General features: G+C 63.5%; 13 protein-coding genes and 1 pseudogene. 10 read left to right on the top strand and 4 right to left on the bottom strand.

What is annotated here, in order from left to right:
* Window positions 1–38 precede the first annotated feature (38 nt).
* From EDF75_RS20840 to EDF75_RS20820, 5 genes are all read left to right on the top strand, one after another.
* Window positions 39–866 carry an AraC family transcriptional regulator gene (locus EDF75_RS20840; protein ID WP_133600750.1) on the top strand — a complete coding sequence of 276 codons (828 nt, stop codon included), beginning with the start codon at window positions 39–41 and terminating at the stop codon, window positions 864–866.
* A gap of 151 nt (window positions 867–1,017) precedes the next feature.
* Entirely contained in the window at window positions 1,018–1,938 is a 921-nt protein-coding gene (locus EDF75_RS20835) for a dihydrodipicolinate synthase family protein (protein WP_045860139.1), read from the top strand.
* Window positions 1,939–1,952: 14 nt separating this feature from the next.
* Entirely contained in the window at window positions 1,953–3,554 is a 1,602-nt protein-coding gene (locus EDF75_RS20830) for an aldehyde dehydrogenase (NADP(+)) (protein WP_133600749.1), read from the top strand.
* A gap of 19 nt (window positions 3,555–3,573) precedes the next feature.
* On the top strand, window positions 3,574–5,175 hold the full coding sequence (locus tag EDF75_RS20825; protein WP_132513430.1) for an APC family permease: 1,602 nt from the start codon (window positions 3,574–3,576) through the stop codon (window positions 5,173–5,175).
* A gap of 22 nt (window positions 5,176–5,197) precedes the next feature.
* Entirely contained in the window at window positions 5,198–6,208 is a 1,011-nt protein-coding gene (locus EDF75_RS20820) for an Ldh family oxidoreductase (RefSeq protein ID WP_133600748.1), read from the top strand.
* A 60-nt stretch (window positions 6,209–6,268) separates the two neighbouring features.
* Here the strand turns inward: EDF75_RS20820 and EDF75_RS20815 are convergent, their stop codons facing one another.
* Complete coding sequence (locus EDF75_RS20815; protein WP_133600747.1) at window positions 6,269–7,489, bottom strand: amino acid deaminase; 1,221 nt, start codon at window positions 7,487–7,489, stop codon at window positions 6,269–6,271.
* Window positions 7,490–7,568: 79 nt separating this feature from the next.
* Window positions 7,569–7,722, bottom strand: a pseudogene (locus EDF75_RS27135) (hypothetical protein).
* On the opposite strand from EDF75_RS27135, the gene EDF75_RS20810 reads away from it, so the two are divergent.
* The 5 genes from EDF75_RS20810 to EDF75_RS20790 all read left to right on the top strand — a co-directional run bounded on the left by EDF75_RS20810 (window position 7,691) and on the right by EDF75_RS20790 (window position 12,669).
* The gene (locus EDF75_RS20810) at window positions 7,691–9,130 is read left to right on the top strand and encodes an N-acyl-D-amino-acid deacylase family protein (protein ID WP_133600746.1); all 1,440 of its coding nucleotides are present in this window, start codon (window positions 7,691–7,693) and stop codon (window positions 9,128–9,130) included. The pseudogene EDF75_RS27135 and the gene EDF75_RS20810 overlap by 32 nt on opposite strands.
* Window positions 9,131–9,140: 10 nt before the next feature.
* Window positions 9,141–9,533: a RidA family protein gene (locus tag EDF75_RS20805; RefSeq protein ID WP_045860126.1), complete on the top strand. Its 393-nt coding sequence runs from the start codon at window positions 9,141–9,143 to the stop codon at window positions 9,531–9,533.
* A 173-nt stretch (window positions 9,534–9,706) separates the two neighbouring features.
* Window positions 9,707–11,194 (top strand): sodium:solute symporter family protein, encoded by a 1,488-nt coding sequence (locus tag EDF75_RS20800; RefSeq protein WP_133600745.1) that lies wholly within the window; start codon window positions 9,707–9,709, stop codon window positions 11,192–11,194.
* 10 nt (window positions 11,195–11,204) lie between these two features.
* Window positions 11,205–12,074 carry a 2-dehydro-3-deoxygalactonokinase gene (locus EDF75_RS20795; protein ID WP_133600744.1) on the top strand — a complete coding sequence of 290 codons (870 nt, stop codon included), beginning with the start codon at window positions 11,205–11,207 and terminating at the stop codon, window positions 12,072–12,074.
* The gene (locus EDF75_RS20790; protein ID WP_133600743.1) at window positions 12,061–12,669 is read left to right on the top strand and encodes a 2-dehydro-3-deoxy-6-phosphogalactonate aldolase; all 609 of its coding nucleotides are present in this window, start codon (window positions 12,061–12,063) and stop codon (window positions 12,667–12,669) included. The genes EDF75_RS20795 and EDF75_RS20790 overlap by 14 nt, the downstream gene beginning before the upstream one ends.
* On the opposite strand, the gene EDF75_RS20785 is transcribed toward EDF75_RS20790, so the two are convergent.
* On the bottom strand, window positions 12,658–13,521 hold the full coding sequence (locus EDF75_RS20785) for a MurR/RpiR family transcriptional regulator (RefSeq protein ID WP_045860118.1): 864 nt from the start codon (window positions 13,519–13,521) through the stop codon (window positions 12,658–12,660). The genes EDF75_RS20790 and EDF75_RS20785 overlap by 12 nt on opposite strands.
* Before the next feature lie 82 nt (window positions 13,522–13,603).
* Entirely contained in the window at window positions 13,604–14,137 is a 534-nt protein-coding gene (locus tag EDF75_RS20780) for a GNAT family N-acetyltransferase (protein WP_133600742.1), read from the bottom strand.
* Between the last annotated feature and the right edge of the window lie 31 nt (window positions 14,138–14,168).

Here is a 14,168-nt window from a genome sequence, read left to right as displayed (position 1 = left end):
AATAAATATCCTCCCGTCACCCGCCATGAGGAAGCGTTATGTTGTGTGTTACTGAGGCAGATCCGGCGCGCGAGCCGGTGGATGAAACGAGCCTGGCCGTGGACGAGCTGAGCCAGATTTGTGAAGGGCTGGCGCGCCAGCGTCCGGAGAATATGCCGGCGCTGCTCAACGCGCTGGCGCTGATTGCCCCCCTGCTGAACGCCATTCCCAACGTCGTCTTTTTTATTAAAGACCACCAGGCGCGCTATCTGCTGGCCAACCTGACGCTGGCTCGCCGCTGCGGGTTTAAAACCGTCTCGATGCTGCTGGGCAAAACCTCGGCCGACGTCTTTCCCTCGGCGCTCGGCCAGGGCTACACCGAGCAGGATCTGCGGGTTCTGCGCGAAGGGGTGATGCTGCGCGACCAGCTGGAGATGCACCTCTACAACGGCCGCGAACGCGGCTGGTGCCTGACGCAGAAGCTGGCACTGCGCGATATCCACGGGCAGGTGATCGGGATGGCCGGGATCTCGCACGATCTGCAGGAGGCCCACGCCCGCCATCCGGCGTGGCAGCGGCTGGCGATCGTCGACGATCATATTCGGCGCCACTATCATCGGCCGATCCCGATGGATGAGCTGACCGGGCTCAGCGGCATGTCGGTGGCGCAGATCGAACGCTACTGTAAGCGGATCTTTCACCTCACGCCGCGGCAGATGATCCATAAGGTCCGGCTCGAAAAAGCCACCGAGCTGCTGGCGGGAGATACGCCGATTACCGATATTGCGCTGCAGTGCGGCTATACCGATCACAGCGCCTTCAGCCGCCAGTTTAAGGCGATGACCGGCTCGACTCCCCGCGATTTCCGCATAACCCTGGCGGGCTAACCGCCGGCTCACGCTTTTGGCGACTGTGCTAATTTCGTCATCGTATTGGCAGAAAACCCACAAGCCGCCGGGACCATGACGCGTCAATCTGTCAGTGAATATTCACCAATCATTCACTTTGACTTAACAAAATGACGACAAGGAACCGAGCATGAGCAAAAAAGCGATTCACTGGAGCGGCGTATTTCCGGCAGTCAGCACGCAGTTTCGTGGTGACTATTCTCTCGATTTAGACGCCACCCACGCGGTGATGAAAAACCTGGTGAAAGATGGCGTTTCCGGGCTGGTGGTGTGCGGCAGCGTCGGGGAAAACACCTCCCTGAGCACCCAGGAAAAGCTGCAAATCATTGAAGTGGCGAAGGATGCGGCGGGGGGCAAAATCCCGGTTATCGCCGGCGTCGCTGAATTCACCACCGCCTTCGCCCAGAAGATGGCGCAAGAGGCGGAGCGCGTGGGCGTCGACGGAATTATGGTCATGCCCGCGCTGGTCTACTCGTCAAAGCCGCATGAAACCGCCGCCCATTTCCGCAGCGTCGCCACCGCCACCGACCTGCCGATAATGGTCTACAACAACCCGCCGATTTACAAAAACGACGTCACGCCGGAGATCCTCGCGACCCTAACCGACTGCGACAACATCGTCTGCTTTAAGGATTCATCGGGCGATACCCGCCGCTTCACCGACCTGCGCAATACCGTGGGCGATCGCTTCGTGCTGTTTGCCGGCCTCGATGACGTGGTGGTTGAGAGCATTGCCGTCGGCGCCGAGGGGTGGATTTCGGGGATGTCGAACGCCTTCCCGCGCGAAGGCGAGACGCTGTTCCGCCTGGCTATCCAGAAACGCTATGACGAAGCGATGGCGCTCTACCGCTGGTTTATGCCGCTGCTGCACCTCGACGCGCGTCCCGATCTGGTGCAGTGCATCAAGCTCTGCGAAGAGCTGCTGGGCCGCGGGAGCGAAGTGACCCGTCCGCCGCGCCTGGCGCTGGAAGGTGAGACCCGCCGGCAGGTGATCGCGATAGTCGAGCAGGCCATGGCGACGCGCCCGGCGCTGCCGGACGTGGGCCTGTAGGCCGGGGAGCGATGATGAGCGAAAAACAGATAACGGCGGGGCAACAGTTTATCGCCGGCCGCCGCGTAGCCAGCGGTGAAGCGACGCTGCTAAGCCTGCGGGCGGCGGATGGCGCGGCCACCGGCCACCGCTTCTACCCGGCCTCCCGCGAGGAGGCGGCGCAGGCGGCGCAGGCGGCACAGCAGGCGTTCAGCGCCTTTTCTCAGACTTCGCCCGAGCTGCGGGCGCGTTTCCTGCGGCGTATTGCCGACGAGCTGGACGCTCTCGGGGAGGATTTTTTTGCGATTGCCCACGAAGAGACGGCGCTGCCGCCGGCGCGCCTGCAGGGCGAGCGGGCGCGCACCAGCGGCCAGCTGCGGATGTTTGCCGACCTGATGGCTCGCGGCGATCTGTTCGGGGCGCGCATCGATACTGCCCTGGCGGAGCGCAAGCCGGCCCCGCGGCCCGACCTGCGCCAGTACCAGACCGCGCTCGGCCCGGTGGCGGTCTTCGGCGCCAGCAACTTCCCGCTGGCGTTTTCCACCGCCGGCGGCGACACCGCCTCGGCGCTGGCGGCCGGCTGTCCGGTGGTGGTCAAAGCGCATCCCGGACATATGGCGACCGCCGAGCAGACGGCGCAGGCGGTGGTCCGCGCGGTAGAAGCGTGCGGCCTGCCCGGCGGCGTGTTTAACCTGATTTTTGGCACCGATATCGGCGCGGAGCTGGTGAGCCATCCGGCGATTCAGGCGGTGGGCTTTACCGGCTCGCTGGAGGGCGGACGCGCGCTCTACCAGCGGGTGCAGCAGCGCCCCCAGCCGATTCCGATGTTTGCCGAAATGTCGGCCATCAATCCGCTGATTATTCTGCCGCAGGCGCTGGCCTCCCGTGCGCCGCTGCTGGCACAGGAGCTGGTGGCATCCTTTACCCTTGGCGGCGGCCAGTTTTGTACCCGTCCCGGCCTGATCCTCGTGCTCAGGAGTGCGGACAGCGAGCGCTTCCGGGCGGCCCTCTGCGAGCAGGTGCGCGCCGCCGCCGCGCAGGTGCTGCTGAATGTGCCGACGCGCGAGCACTATCACGCGGGCGTTGCGGCGCTCGACGCCTGTCCCGGCGTGCAGCGTCTGGCCTCCGGCCAGGCCGCAGAGGGCGCGCAGGCGCAGGCCCTGCTGTATCAGGCGACGGCGGAGCAGGTGATGGCCGCCGACTCTCTGCTCCAGCGCGAAGTCTTTGGCCCGCTGTCGGTGCTGGTGGAAGCGGCCGATGAGGCCCAGCTGCAGGCTCTGCTGCAGGGCCTGCAGGGGCAGCTCACCGCCACGCTGCACGCGGAGGCTGACGATCGTCCGCTGGCGTCGCGCCTGCTGCCGTTGCTTAGCGAAAAGGCGGGACGGGTGCTGTTCAACGGCTATCCCACCGGGGTCGAGGTGTGCGATGCGATGGTCCACGGCGGGCCCTGGCCGGCCACCACCGACGCGCGCGGTACCTCGGTCGGCACCCGGGCGATTGAGCGCTTTCTGCGCCCGATTTGCCTGCAGAACGCGCCCGCCGCGCTGCTGCCGCCGGCCCTGCAGGATGCGAACCCTTTAAACCTGCTGCGCCTGGTGAACGGGCAGTGGACCCGGGAAGCGATTTCCCCACTCTGATTGATGAAAGGGCAACACCATGACCATTCATACTACGCATAGCAGTCAAACCCGCGTTGCTGAGTCGGGTAAGTTTAAAAAGCAGCTGACCTTAACCGACCTGACGTTTATTGGCCTGGGGGCGATTTTTGGCTCCGGCTGGCTGTTCGCCGCCAGCCACGTGGCGTCGATTGCCGGACCGGCGGGGATCGCCTCCTGGGCGATCGGCGGGTTTGCGGTGCTGCTGCTGGGGATAGTCTACTGCGAGCTGGGGGCGGCGCTGCCGCGCGCCGGCGGGATTATCCGCTATCCTGTATTTTCCCACGGCGAGCTGATGGGCTATCTGCTGGGATTTATTACCCTTATCGCCTTTTCCAGCCTGATCTCTATCGAGATTGTCGCCGCGCGCCAGTACGCCGCGGCGTGGTTCCCGATGCTGACCCAGCCGGGCTCCAGCTCGCCGACGCTGCTGGGCTGGGTCGTGCAGTTCCTGCTGCTGTGCTTTTTCTTCGGCCTCAACTACTACAGCGTCAAAACCTTCGCCCGCTCGAATAACGCGATCAGCGTGCTGAAGTTTCTGGTACCGCTGCTGGTGGTCATCACCCTGTTCGCCTTCTTCAAACCGGAAAACCTGCATACTCAGGGATTTGCGCCGTTCGGCATGTCGGGAGTGGAGGCGGCAATCAGCGCCGGCGGCATTATTTTTGCCTATCTCGGGCTGACGCCGATTATCTCGGTGGCCAGCGAGGTGCAAAACCCCCAGCGCACGATCCCGGTGGCGCTGATCCTCTCGGTGGTGCTGTCGACGATTATCTACGTGCTGTTGCAGGTGGCGTTTCTCGGCAGCATCCCGACCGATATGCTGAGCGGCGGCTGGGCCGAGGTCAGCAAGCAGTTCTCGCTGCCGTATCGCGATATCGCCATCACCCTCGGCATGGGCTGGCTGGCGTTTATGGTGATTAGCGATGCGATTGTTTCCCCGAGCGGAACCGGCAATATCTATATGAACGCCACGCCGCGGGTAATTTACGGCTGGGCGAAAAGCGGGACCTTTTTTAAGGCCTTTACCCATATCGATAAAGAGTCCGGCATCCCGCGTCCGGCGCTGTGGCTGACCTTCGGCCTCTCTATTTTCTGGACCCTGCCGTTCCCGTCATGGGAGCAGTTAATTAGCGTGGTGTCGGCGGCGCTGGTGCTGAGCTACGCTATCGCCCCGGTGACCGCCGCCGGCCTGCGCCGCAACGCCCCGGATATGCCGCGTCCGTTCCGCGTGCGCGCGTTCTCTGTTATTGGCCCGGTGTCGTTTATGGTTTCGGCGCTGATCGTCTACTGGTCCGGCTGGACGACCCTCTCCTGGCTGCTGGGGCTGCAAATCGTGATGTTTGCGGTGTACGTGCTGTGCAAAAGCAAGGTGCCGGTTCATGCGGTGAGCTTCGCGCAGCAGGTGAAATCCTCGCTGTGGCTGATTGTCTTCTACGCCCTGATTATGCTCTGCTCGTGGCTGGGGAGCTTTGGCGGCACTAACGCCTTACCTCATCCCTGGGATACGATAATAGTGGCGGCGATGTCGCTGGGTATTTATTACTGGGGCGCGCGCAGCTGCCTTCCTCAGGCTAACTTTAATGGCGATGAAGAAGAGTAGAACAACGGCAAAGGAGAAGAGTATGGAGACGGTAACGCTGACGTTGCCAGAGGCTGAGGCGCTTTCCCGCGAGGTGCTCAGCGATAATGGCTTCAGCGAGAGCCACGCGGCGGCCGTGGCGCGTAACGTGACCGCCGGGGAGCGCGACGGCTGCGCTTCCCACGGCCTGTGGCGACTGCTGGGGATCGTCGACACCCTGCGCAAGGGGAAGGTTTCGCCCGACGCCGAGCCGCAGATTGACGACCGCGCGCCGGCGGTGGTGCGGGCGGACGCCAACGGCGCCTTTTCGCTGCTGGCCTTTGAGCGCGCGCTGCCGCTGCTGTGCGCTAAGGCGCGCCACAGCGGTATTGCCGCGCTGGCGATTAACCGCTGCGTGCACTTCTCGGCCCTGTTTGCCGACGTTGAGCCGCTCACCGAGGCGGGGCTGGTGGGGCTGGCCTGCACGCCGGGCCACGCGTGGGTCGCGCCGGCGGGCGGCAGCCGGCCGCTTTTTGGCACCAACCCTATCGCCTTTGGCTGGCCGCGCGGCGACAGGCCGCCGTTTATTTTTGATATGGCAACCAGCGTGGCGGCGCGCGGTGAGATCCAGCTGCATCAGCGCGCCGGGAAACCTTTACCGGAAGGCTGGGGAATCGACGCCGAAGGAGAACCCACCACCGATGCCGCCGCCGTTCTCGACGGGGCGATGCTGACCTTTGGCGGCCATAAGGGATCGGCGCTGGCGGCGATGGTGGAGCTGATCGCCGGGCCGCTGATCGGCGATATGACCAGCGCGGAGTCGCTGGCGTGGGATAAGGGCGCGGGCGGGCTACCGTACGGCGGCGAGCTGATCCTGGCGCTCGATCCGCAGCGCTTTCTCGGGCCGCAGGCGGACGAGCACCTGGCGCGGGCGGAGACGCTGTTTGACGCCATGCGCTCGCAGGGCGCCCGGCTTCCCGGCGAGCGCCGCTTCGAGCGTCGTCAGGTCAGCGAACGCCAGGGGGTGACGATCGGGCGTTCGCTGTACGAGGAGATTGTCGCCCTGCGGCGTTAGGCGATTTATCCGGCGATCCGGCGCTTAGCTGCGCCGGGCGCGGGCCGTCTCCGGGCTGAATCAGAACAGGGTATCCAGCTCTTCCAGCAGGTTGTAGTCGTCGTCGACCAGCAGCAGCGCCTTCCATTTGTCGAAGGTCAGACACGGATGCGAGGTGCCGAAGACCAGGATATCGCCAACCTGCACGTCGCTGCCCGGCGCCAGGCGCAGCATGCAGTGCTGATCCATGATCCCGACGCTGACGATCTCCTCCGCGCGCAGCGCCAGCGGCTCGCCGTCGCGATAGTGGGCGATAGGCTGCGGCAGTCCGGCATCGAAAGCGCAGTCGCGCTTGCCGAAGTTAACCACCGCGCGATCCGCTTCCGGAACCGACTGCACCATCGCCATCAGCTCGAGGGCTGAGGTCAGATCGCCGGCCAGATCGCAGGCGATCGGATCCCGGGCGATCAGCGCCTGCTGAGCGTCATCGTAGATCCCCCTGTCGTGCGTGATGTAGCAGCCGGGGCGGATCGCAATCCGGCAGCGCGCCGGCTTTTTGGCCGCCAGCCAGATGTTGCACACCACGTCATACCACACGGTGCCCGCGCCGGTGAGGATAAACTCGCCGTTAACAAGCGGCTCCATCCGGCAGGCGAGGTCGGCGGCCTGGCGCAGCAGCGCTTCAACCTGCGGCTGCGGATCGTCCCCGTGCAGCACCCCTTCATACAGCTCCAGCCCGCGCAGCGTCAGGCCCGGCAGCTCCGCCGCGGCCTGCGCCAGCGCCAGCGCGTCCTCTACGCTGCGGCAGCCGCAGCGCCCGCCGGGTACCCCAAGCTCAATCAGCACGTCCAGGGTTTGCCGGCGTTCGGCAAAAAAGGCCGACAGCGCGCGGGCGTTAGCGAGGCTATCGATGCAGCAGATGAAATCGACGCTGCGGTAGTGGGCTTTCAGCTGCGAAACGGCCTGCATGTTGGCCTTGCCGACCAGCTGATTAACCATCAACACGCGCTGAACGCCGCTGGCCATCGCCGCGGCGGCCTGCCAGGCGCTGCCGACCCCGATGCCCCAGGCGCCGGCCCGCTGCTGGGCCTGAAAAATCCACGGCGTCATCGTCGTTTTGCCGTGCGGCGCCAGCGAGACGCCGCGGGCGTCGGCGTAGCGCTGCATCCAGGCGATATTGTTTTCCAGCGCGCTTTTTTTCAGCAGCGCGGCGGGCAGGCAGACCTCTTCCGCCAGCAGGTTTGCCGGCGATGTCATCGGCGCTGATTTATGCGGGACAAGCGTTGTGTGGTGGTATTTCATAACACTATCCTTTCGGGTTTTACGTTCGGATTTGTAATGGGTATCACTTACAACTGTTTGATAAATATTATTTTAATACTTAATCATTATTCGTTGTGAATAAAAGTATCACAAAACGATCTGGGTTTTGCGTAGTTTTCCACTGTTTTTACGCCGTGTAAATGGTTAACTTGTCGGCATAGTCGAAAGGGAGTAATTGCTATGAAGGTTGACTGGCTTTTTAAGAACGTCATGGTCATTGACGGCAGCGGCGGGCCGCAGTATCGCGGCGACGTGGCGGTGAAGGGCGATCGTATTGTGGCTATCGCTCCGGCGCTGCAGGTGGCGGCAGAGCGCGAAATCGAAGGCCAGGGGCGCGTGCTGGCGCCCGGCTTTATCGATGTGCATACCCATGACGATATCAACGTCATCCGGATGCCGGAATATCTGCCCAAGCTCAGCCAGGGCGTGACGACGGTGATCGTCGGCAACTGCGGGATCAGCGCGGCAATGGCGACCATGCGCGGCGCGGTGCCCGATCCGATGAACCTGCTGGGCGAGCAGGAGCACTTTATCTATCCCACCGTGCAGGCCTATGCCCACGCGGTGGAAGCGGCCCGGCCGTCGCTCAACGTCGGCACGCTGATTGGCCATACCGCGCTGCGTAATAACCATATGGACGATCTGTTCCGCCCGGCGACACAGACGGAGATTGCCGGAATGCGCGTCCAGCTGCGCGATGCGCTACGCCAGGGGGCGCTGGGCCTGAGCACCGGCCTGGCCTACGCCAGCGCGTTCCACTCCACCACCGAAGAGGTGATGGCGCTGGCGGAAGAGCTGGCGGCGGAGAAGGGGATCTACACCACCCATCTGCGGTCTGAGTTTGAGCCTATCCTCGAGGCTCTCGACGAAGCGTTTCGCATCGGCCGTCACGGCAACGTTCCGGTGGTGGTGTCTCATCACAAGTGCGCCGGGGCGAAGAACTGGGGGCGCACGCGCGAGACGCTGGCCTTCTTCGACGAGATGCGCCAGCGCCAGGAGATCGCCTGCGACTGCTATCCCTATTCCGCCAGCTCCTCGACGCTGGATATGAAGCAGGTGACCGATGAATTCGACATCGTGATCACCTGGTCCGAGTCCCGGCCGGAGCAGGCGGGAAAAACCCTCCGGCAGATCGCCGACGAGTGGCAGGTGAGCCTGCACGACGCTGCGGCGCAGCTGATGCCGGCGGGCGCTATCTACTACAACATGGACGAACAGGACGTGCGGCGGGTGATGCGCTATCCGGTGACCATGATCGGCTCCGACGGCCTGCCGAACGATCCGATGCCGCATCCGCGGCTGTGGGGCGCTTTCCCGCGGGTGCTGGGGCACTACAGCCGCGACGAGCAGCTTTTCCCGCTGACCACCGCCATTCATAAAATGACCGGGCTGTCGGCGGCGCGTTTCCAGCTGCCGGAACGTGGGCTGGTGAAAATCGGCTACTTTGCCGATCTGGTACTGTTTGACCCACAGACGGTGCGCGACGTGGCCAGCTTCTCCGATCCCAAGCAGCCGGCGGACGGCATTGAGGCGGTGATGGTGAACGGCGTCATGAGCTACGGCAGCGATAAAAAAATTACCGGGCGAGCGGGGCGTTTCCTGCGCCGCCGGATGGACTAAGGAGTTGAATATGAGCATTAAACGTTACGGCGTGGAAGGTGGAACCGGCACCGGCGGGCAGCATCTGCCGTTTGCCCGCGCGGTGGAAGCGGGCGGCTGGCTGTATGTCTCCGGCCAGACGCCGATGAAAAACGGCGAAGTGGTGGAGGGCGGCATTGTCGATCAGTCCCGGCTGGCGATTCAGAACTGCGTCGATATCATGAATGAAGCGGACTATACCCTTGCCGACGTGGTGCACGTGAAGGTGATCCTCACCGACTCGCGCTATTTCCAGTCTTTCAACAAAGTGTTCCGCGAGTTCTTTGGCGATAATCCGCCGGCGCGGATCTGCTGTGTGGCCGATCTGGTGGTGGACTGCAAAGTTGAAGTGGATGTGACCTGCTATAACGCTGCCCGCGTGTAAATAATAGCTCCCCGCCGCTGGCCGGGGAGCAGCCCATAACAATGTGAGAGTAGCGCCAGGCCGAATACATCGGCCGGCGCGACCAGGATTGCTTTGCCTTTTTTCGGCATCGTTACTATTAACTCATAATATTCAGCGGTACGAATATTATTTATTACGCCTGGATGTGAGCAATGAATAATATGTCATTCCTGATTTGGTTTTCCGTTTATGCCTGCGCGATGATCGCCTTAGGCTGGTACGTTTCGCGCAAGCAAAAGAACGGCGACGACTTTCTGCTGGGCGGGCGCTCCCTGCCGATGTTCCTGACGCTGGGGTCGACGGTCGGCACCATGGTCGGCACCGGCTCCAGCGTCGGCGCCGTGGGCTTTGGCTACAGCAACGGCTGGGCGGGGATGCTGTACGGCCTCGGCGGCGCGGTCGGCATTTTGCTGGTGGCGTGGCTCTTTGCCCCGGTGCGCAAATTTCGCTTTATGACCATGAGCGAAGAGATGTCGTATTACACCGGCGGCAGCAAAATTATTAAAAACCTGGTGGCGATCCTTATTTTTATTGCCTCGATCGGCTGGCTCGGCGCCCATATATTGGGCGGCGGTCTGTACCTCGCGTGGGCCAGCGGAATTGATATCAACGTCGCTAAAGTTATTATTGCGCTGGCCTTTGTGGTTTACGTCGGCATCGGCGGCTACTCGGCGGTGGTGTGGATCGACACCATTCAATCGATTGTCCTGTTCGTCGGCTTTATTTTAATGGCGATCCTCGCGGTCCATCACGTCGGCGGCTGGAGCCATATTCAGCAGGCGGTTGACCCGGCGGCCCAGAGCCTGTTTGCCGTCGATAAGCTCGGCGTGCTTCCCGCGCTCTCTCTGGCGGTGGTGATTGGCGTGGGGGTTCTGGCAACGCCGTCCTACCGCCAGCGTATTTACTCGGCAAAAACCGTCTCCTCCGTGCGCCAGTCGTTCACCATCACCGGCCTGCTCTATCTCGGCTTTTCGTTCCTGCCGGCGATTATCGGCATGGCGGTGTGGACGATGAACGCCAATCTCGAAAACAGCGGCTTTGCCTTCCTGTTTGCCACCCAGGTCCTGCCGCCGGTGCTGGCGATGGCGATTCTGATCGCCGGGATGTCGGCCAACATGTCTTCCGGCAGCTCTGACGCCATTGCCGCCGTCTCGATTATGCTACGCGACCTTTACACCCTGGTGACCGGCCATATGCCCGCGCCGGAGAGGGCGATTCGCCTGTCGCGGATGTTCCTCGTGCTGGTTATCGCCCTGGCGCTGGTGTTCGCCCTGACCTCCAACGACATCATTAGCTACATCACCAAAATGATCTCGATGATTATGTCCGGGATGTTTATCTGCACCATGCTCGGCCGCTTCTGGACGCGCTTTAACTGGCAGGGAGCGGTCGCCGCGCTGGCCGGCGGTGCCGGCGCATCGGTCGCCGTGCTGATGGACAGCGACTGGCTGGCGTTCTGGGGCAACCCGTGTATTCCGTCGGTGCTCACCAGCCTGGTGGCTTCGGTGATCGTCACGCTGCTGACGCCGGCGAGCAGCATGAGCCGTGAAGAGGCGCTGGAGATGATTACCCGCGAGCGGGAAAGCACCCCGGCGGCACCGCCGCTGGCCATCGGCAAACGCAATACGTCGCAGGGCTAAGGAGGCGCAGATGCAGGACTATATTGCCGTCGACTGGGGTTCCACCCAGCTGCGCGGCTGGCTGATACGCGACGGGGAGTGCGTTGAAACGAAACAGCTGCCGTTGGGGATCTCCCGGCTTAACGGGCAGGTGCCGGCGGAGATATTCCGCCAGCACCTGGCGCCCTGGCGCGGCGATCGGGCGCTGCCGGTGGTGATGGCCGGGATGATCGGCAGCGACGCCGGCTGGTACCCGGTGCCGTATCTGGCCTGCCCCGTCGCCATCGACGCGCCGGGCCGCCAGCTGTTCAGCGTCGCTGAAAACGTGTGGATTGTGCCCGGTCTCAAGGTCGAACAGGCCGGGGACTACGGCGTGATGCGCGGTGAAGAGACCCAGCTGCTGGGCGCCGGGCAAATCGCCCCCGCCGATTGCTACATCATGCCGGGCACCCACAGTAAGTGGGTGCGGGTAGAGCGCGGAGTCGTGCAGCATTTCTCCACCGCCATGACCGGCGAGCTGCATCATCTGCTGCTGAGCCAGTCGCTGATTGGCAGGCAGCTTCCCGAGCAGCGGCCGGACGACGCCGCTTTTGAGCTGGGGCTGGAAAAAGGCATGGCCTCGCCGCTGGCGGGCGAGCTGTTTACCGCCCGTGCCGCCCGGCTGCTGGGGGCACTGGCGCCGGCTTCGGTCAGCGACTATCTCTCCGGGCTGCTGATTGGTGCCGAGGTGGCGGCCTTTGGCGATCGCTACCGCAGCGCCGCCGTCACCCTGGTGGGCGATCCGGCGCTGACTGCCCGCTACCAGCGGGCAATGTCGGCGCAAGGTCGGGTCGTGCAGAGCTGCAGCGGCGATGAGGCATTTTTGAGCGGTATGGCGAGGATAATAGATGAACGCAGTTAAGCTGATCGCGATTTTGCGCGGTATTGGCCCCGCAGAGGCGGCGGAACACGTTGAGACGCTGATTGGCGCCGGTTTTCGCTATATTGAAATCCCGCTGAATTCACCGGACTGGCGGCAGAGTATTCCGCAGACGGTAGGCCGCTTTGCCGACCGGGCGGTGATTGGTGCGGGGACGGTACTTAACGTCGAACAGGTGGATTTTCTTGCCGCGGCGGGGGCGAAGCTGGTAGTGACGCCCAATACCCAGCCGGCGGTGATCCGCCGGGCGGTGGCGCAGGGGATGCTGGTCTGCGCCGGGTGCGCTACCGCGACCGAGGCGTTTAACGCCCTGGACGCCGGCGCGCAGTGGCTGAAAATCTTTCCCTCCTCCGCGTTCGGCCCGGACTATATTCGGGCGCTGAAGGCGGTGCTGCCCCCGGAGGTGCCGGTGCTGGCGGTGGGGGGCGTGACGCCGGATAACCTCGCCGCCTGGGTGCGGGCCGGGTGCGCCGGCGCGGGGCTGGGGAGCGATCTCTACCGCGCCGGGCAGTCACCGGCGCGCACCCGCGAGCAGGCGGATCGCTTTATTGCCGCCGGCCGGGAGCTAGTCGCCTAGCGGCTGGCGGTCGACGCCGCCGCGGTGGCTGTCGAGCGCCAGCTTGATGCGCCGCAGGCGGTCTTTGGCCTGCGGCTTGTTGGCCATCGCCAGCTCGGTGGCCAGCACGTCGACCATCGCCAGCATGGCGTAGCGCGAGGTGCTGGGTTTGAAAATATAGTCGTTTTCTCGCACCAGCAGCGGCAGCAGCAGATCCGCCTGCTCCGCCAGCGGCGTACCCGCCGGAGCGATGGCAATCACCTTCGCCCCGTACTGTCTGGCGATTGCCGCGCTTTCAATAATCTCTTTGGTATAGCCCCCCAGCGACAGCACGATGACCACGTCCTTCGGCGTCACCGCCGAGCTCATCATGCGCACCAGCAGGCCGTCGTTCTGGCTGACGACCGGCAGGCCGAGGCGAAACAGGCGATACTGGATCTCCTGCGCGCAGATGGTCGAGCCGCCGCCCATGCCGAGCGCCAGTATTTGCCGGGCATCGCTAAGCCAGGAGACGGCGCGCTTCAGCGCGTTAATATCCAGCGCCCGGCGGTTGGTCTCCAGGACGCCAATAATTGACTCGTAGATCCCCTGTACGCCCTCAAGGTCCGGGACATCCAGGATAAAGCGCTGCCCGACCGCCAGCGACTGCGCGAGCTTCATTTTCAGCTCGCGGACGTCCTTGCACCCCAGCGCCCGCGCAAAGCGGGTGACGGAGGCCTGGCTGGTGCTGGTCAGGCGGGCAATTTCGGCAATCGGCAGCTCGGCCGCGGCGGCGACGTCGTCGAGAATAAACTGGGCAATCCGCTTTTCGGTAACGGTCAGCTCGAGAAAGCGATCGGTGATGCAGGAGATGATATCGATCGAGTAGGCCATACGGGTATCAGTCGCTAAATGTGTAATGATACTTTGTACCATATTCAGGGTGGAAAAAGCAGCGCCGGAGCGGCAATGTGGGCTACAGCGCCAGGCGCATGGTGCAGCGGGTCTCCGGCAGCAGGCCGTGGCTTGTTTCCCGCTCCCTTTTAGCCGCCAGCCCGGACGGCAGGTGCTGCTCATCGAGCATGCAGAATCCCAGGCGGGTGTAGAACGGGGCGTTCCACGGAACTTCGCGGAAGGTGGTAAGCGTCAGCGCCGGATAGCCCATGCTGCGGGCGGTGTCGGCGACCCGCGTCAGCATCATCCGGCCAATGCCGCGCCCCTGCCACTGCTGATGGACGGCGATCTCCACGATAAACAGCGCATCATCGAGCGGCTCGCTCAGCAGAAAGCCAACGGGCTCGCCGCCGCCGATGGCCAGCAGGCTGTGGTCCGTTTCGAGATACTGATAATGCTCCCGGGCGCTGATGACCGTGCTGTCTGCCAGCCAGGCGAGAGCGGGGATCTGACGAAAAGCCTGCGCCGCCGATCGCTCGATAGCGGGCAGCCGGGGAATATCGCTCTCCCCGGTCAGGCGCAATGTCACTTCGGCAGTTATAGTGTTAGTTTTCATCGCTTCAGCATAGCACTTTTGGGAGAAACGT

This window comes from Klebsiella sp. BIGb0149, assembly GCF_004362605.1.
Taxonomy (GTDB): domain Bacteria; phylum Pseudomonadota; class Gammaproteobacteria; order Enterobacterales; family Enterobacteriaceae; genus Klebsiella; species Klebsiella terrigena.
The sequence above is the reverse complement of the archived record's forward strand: the minus strand, read 5'-3'. Positions and strand labels throughout refer to the sequence as shown.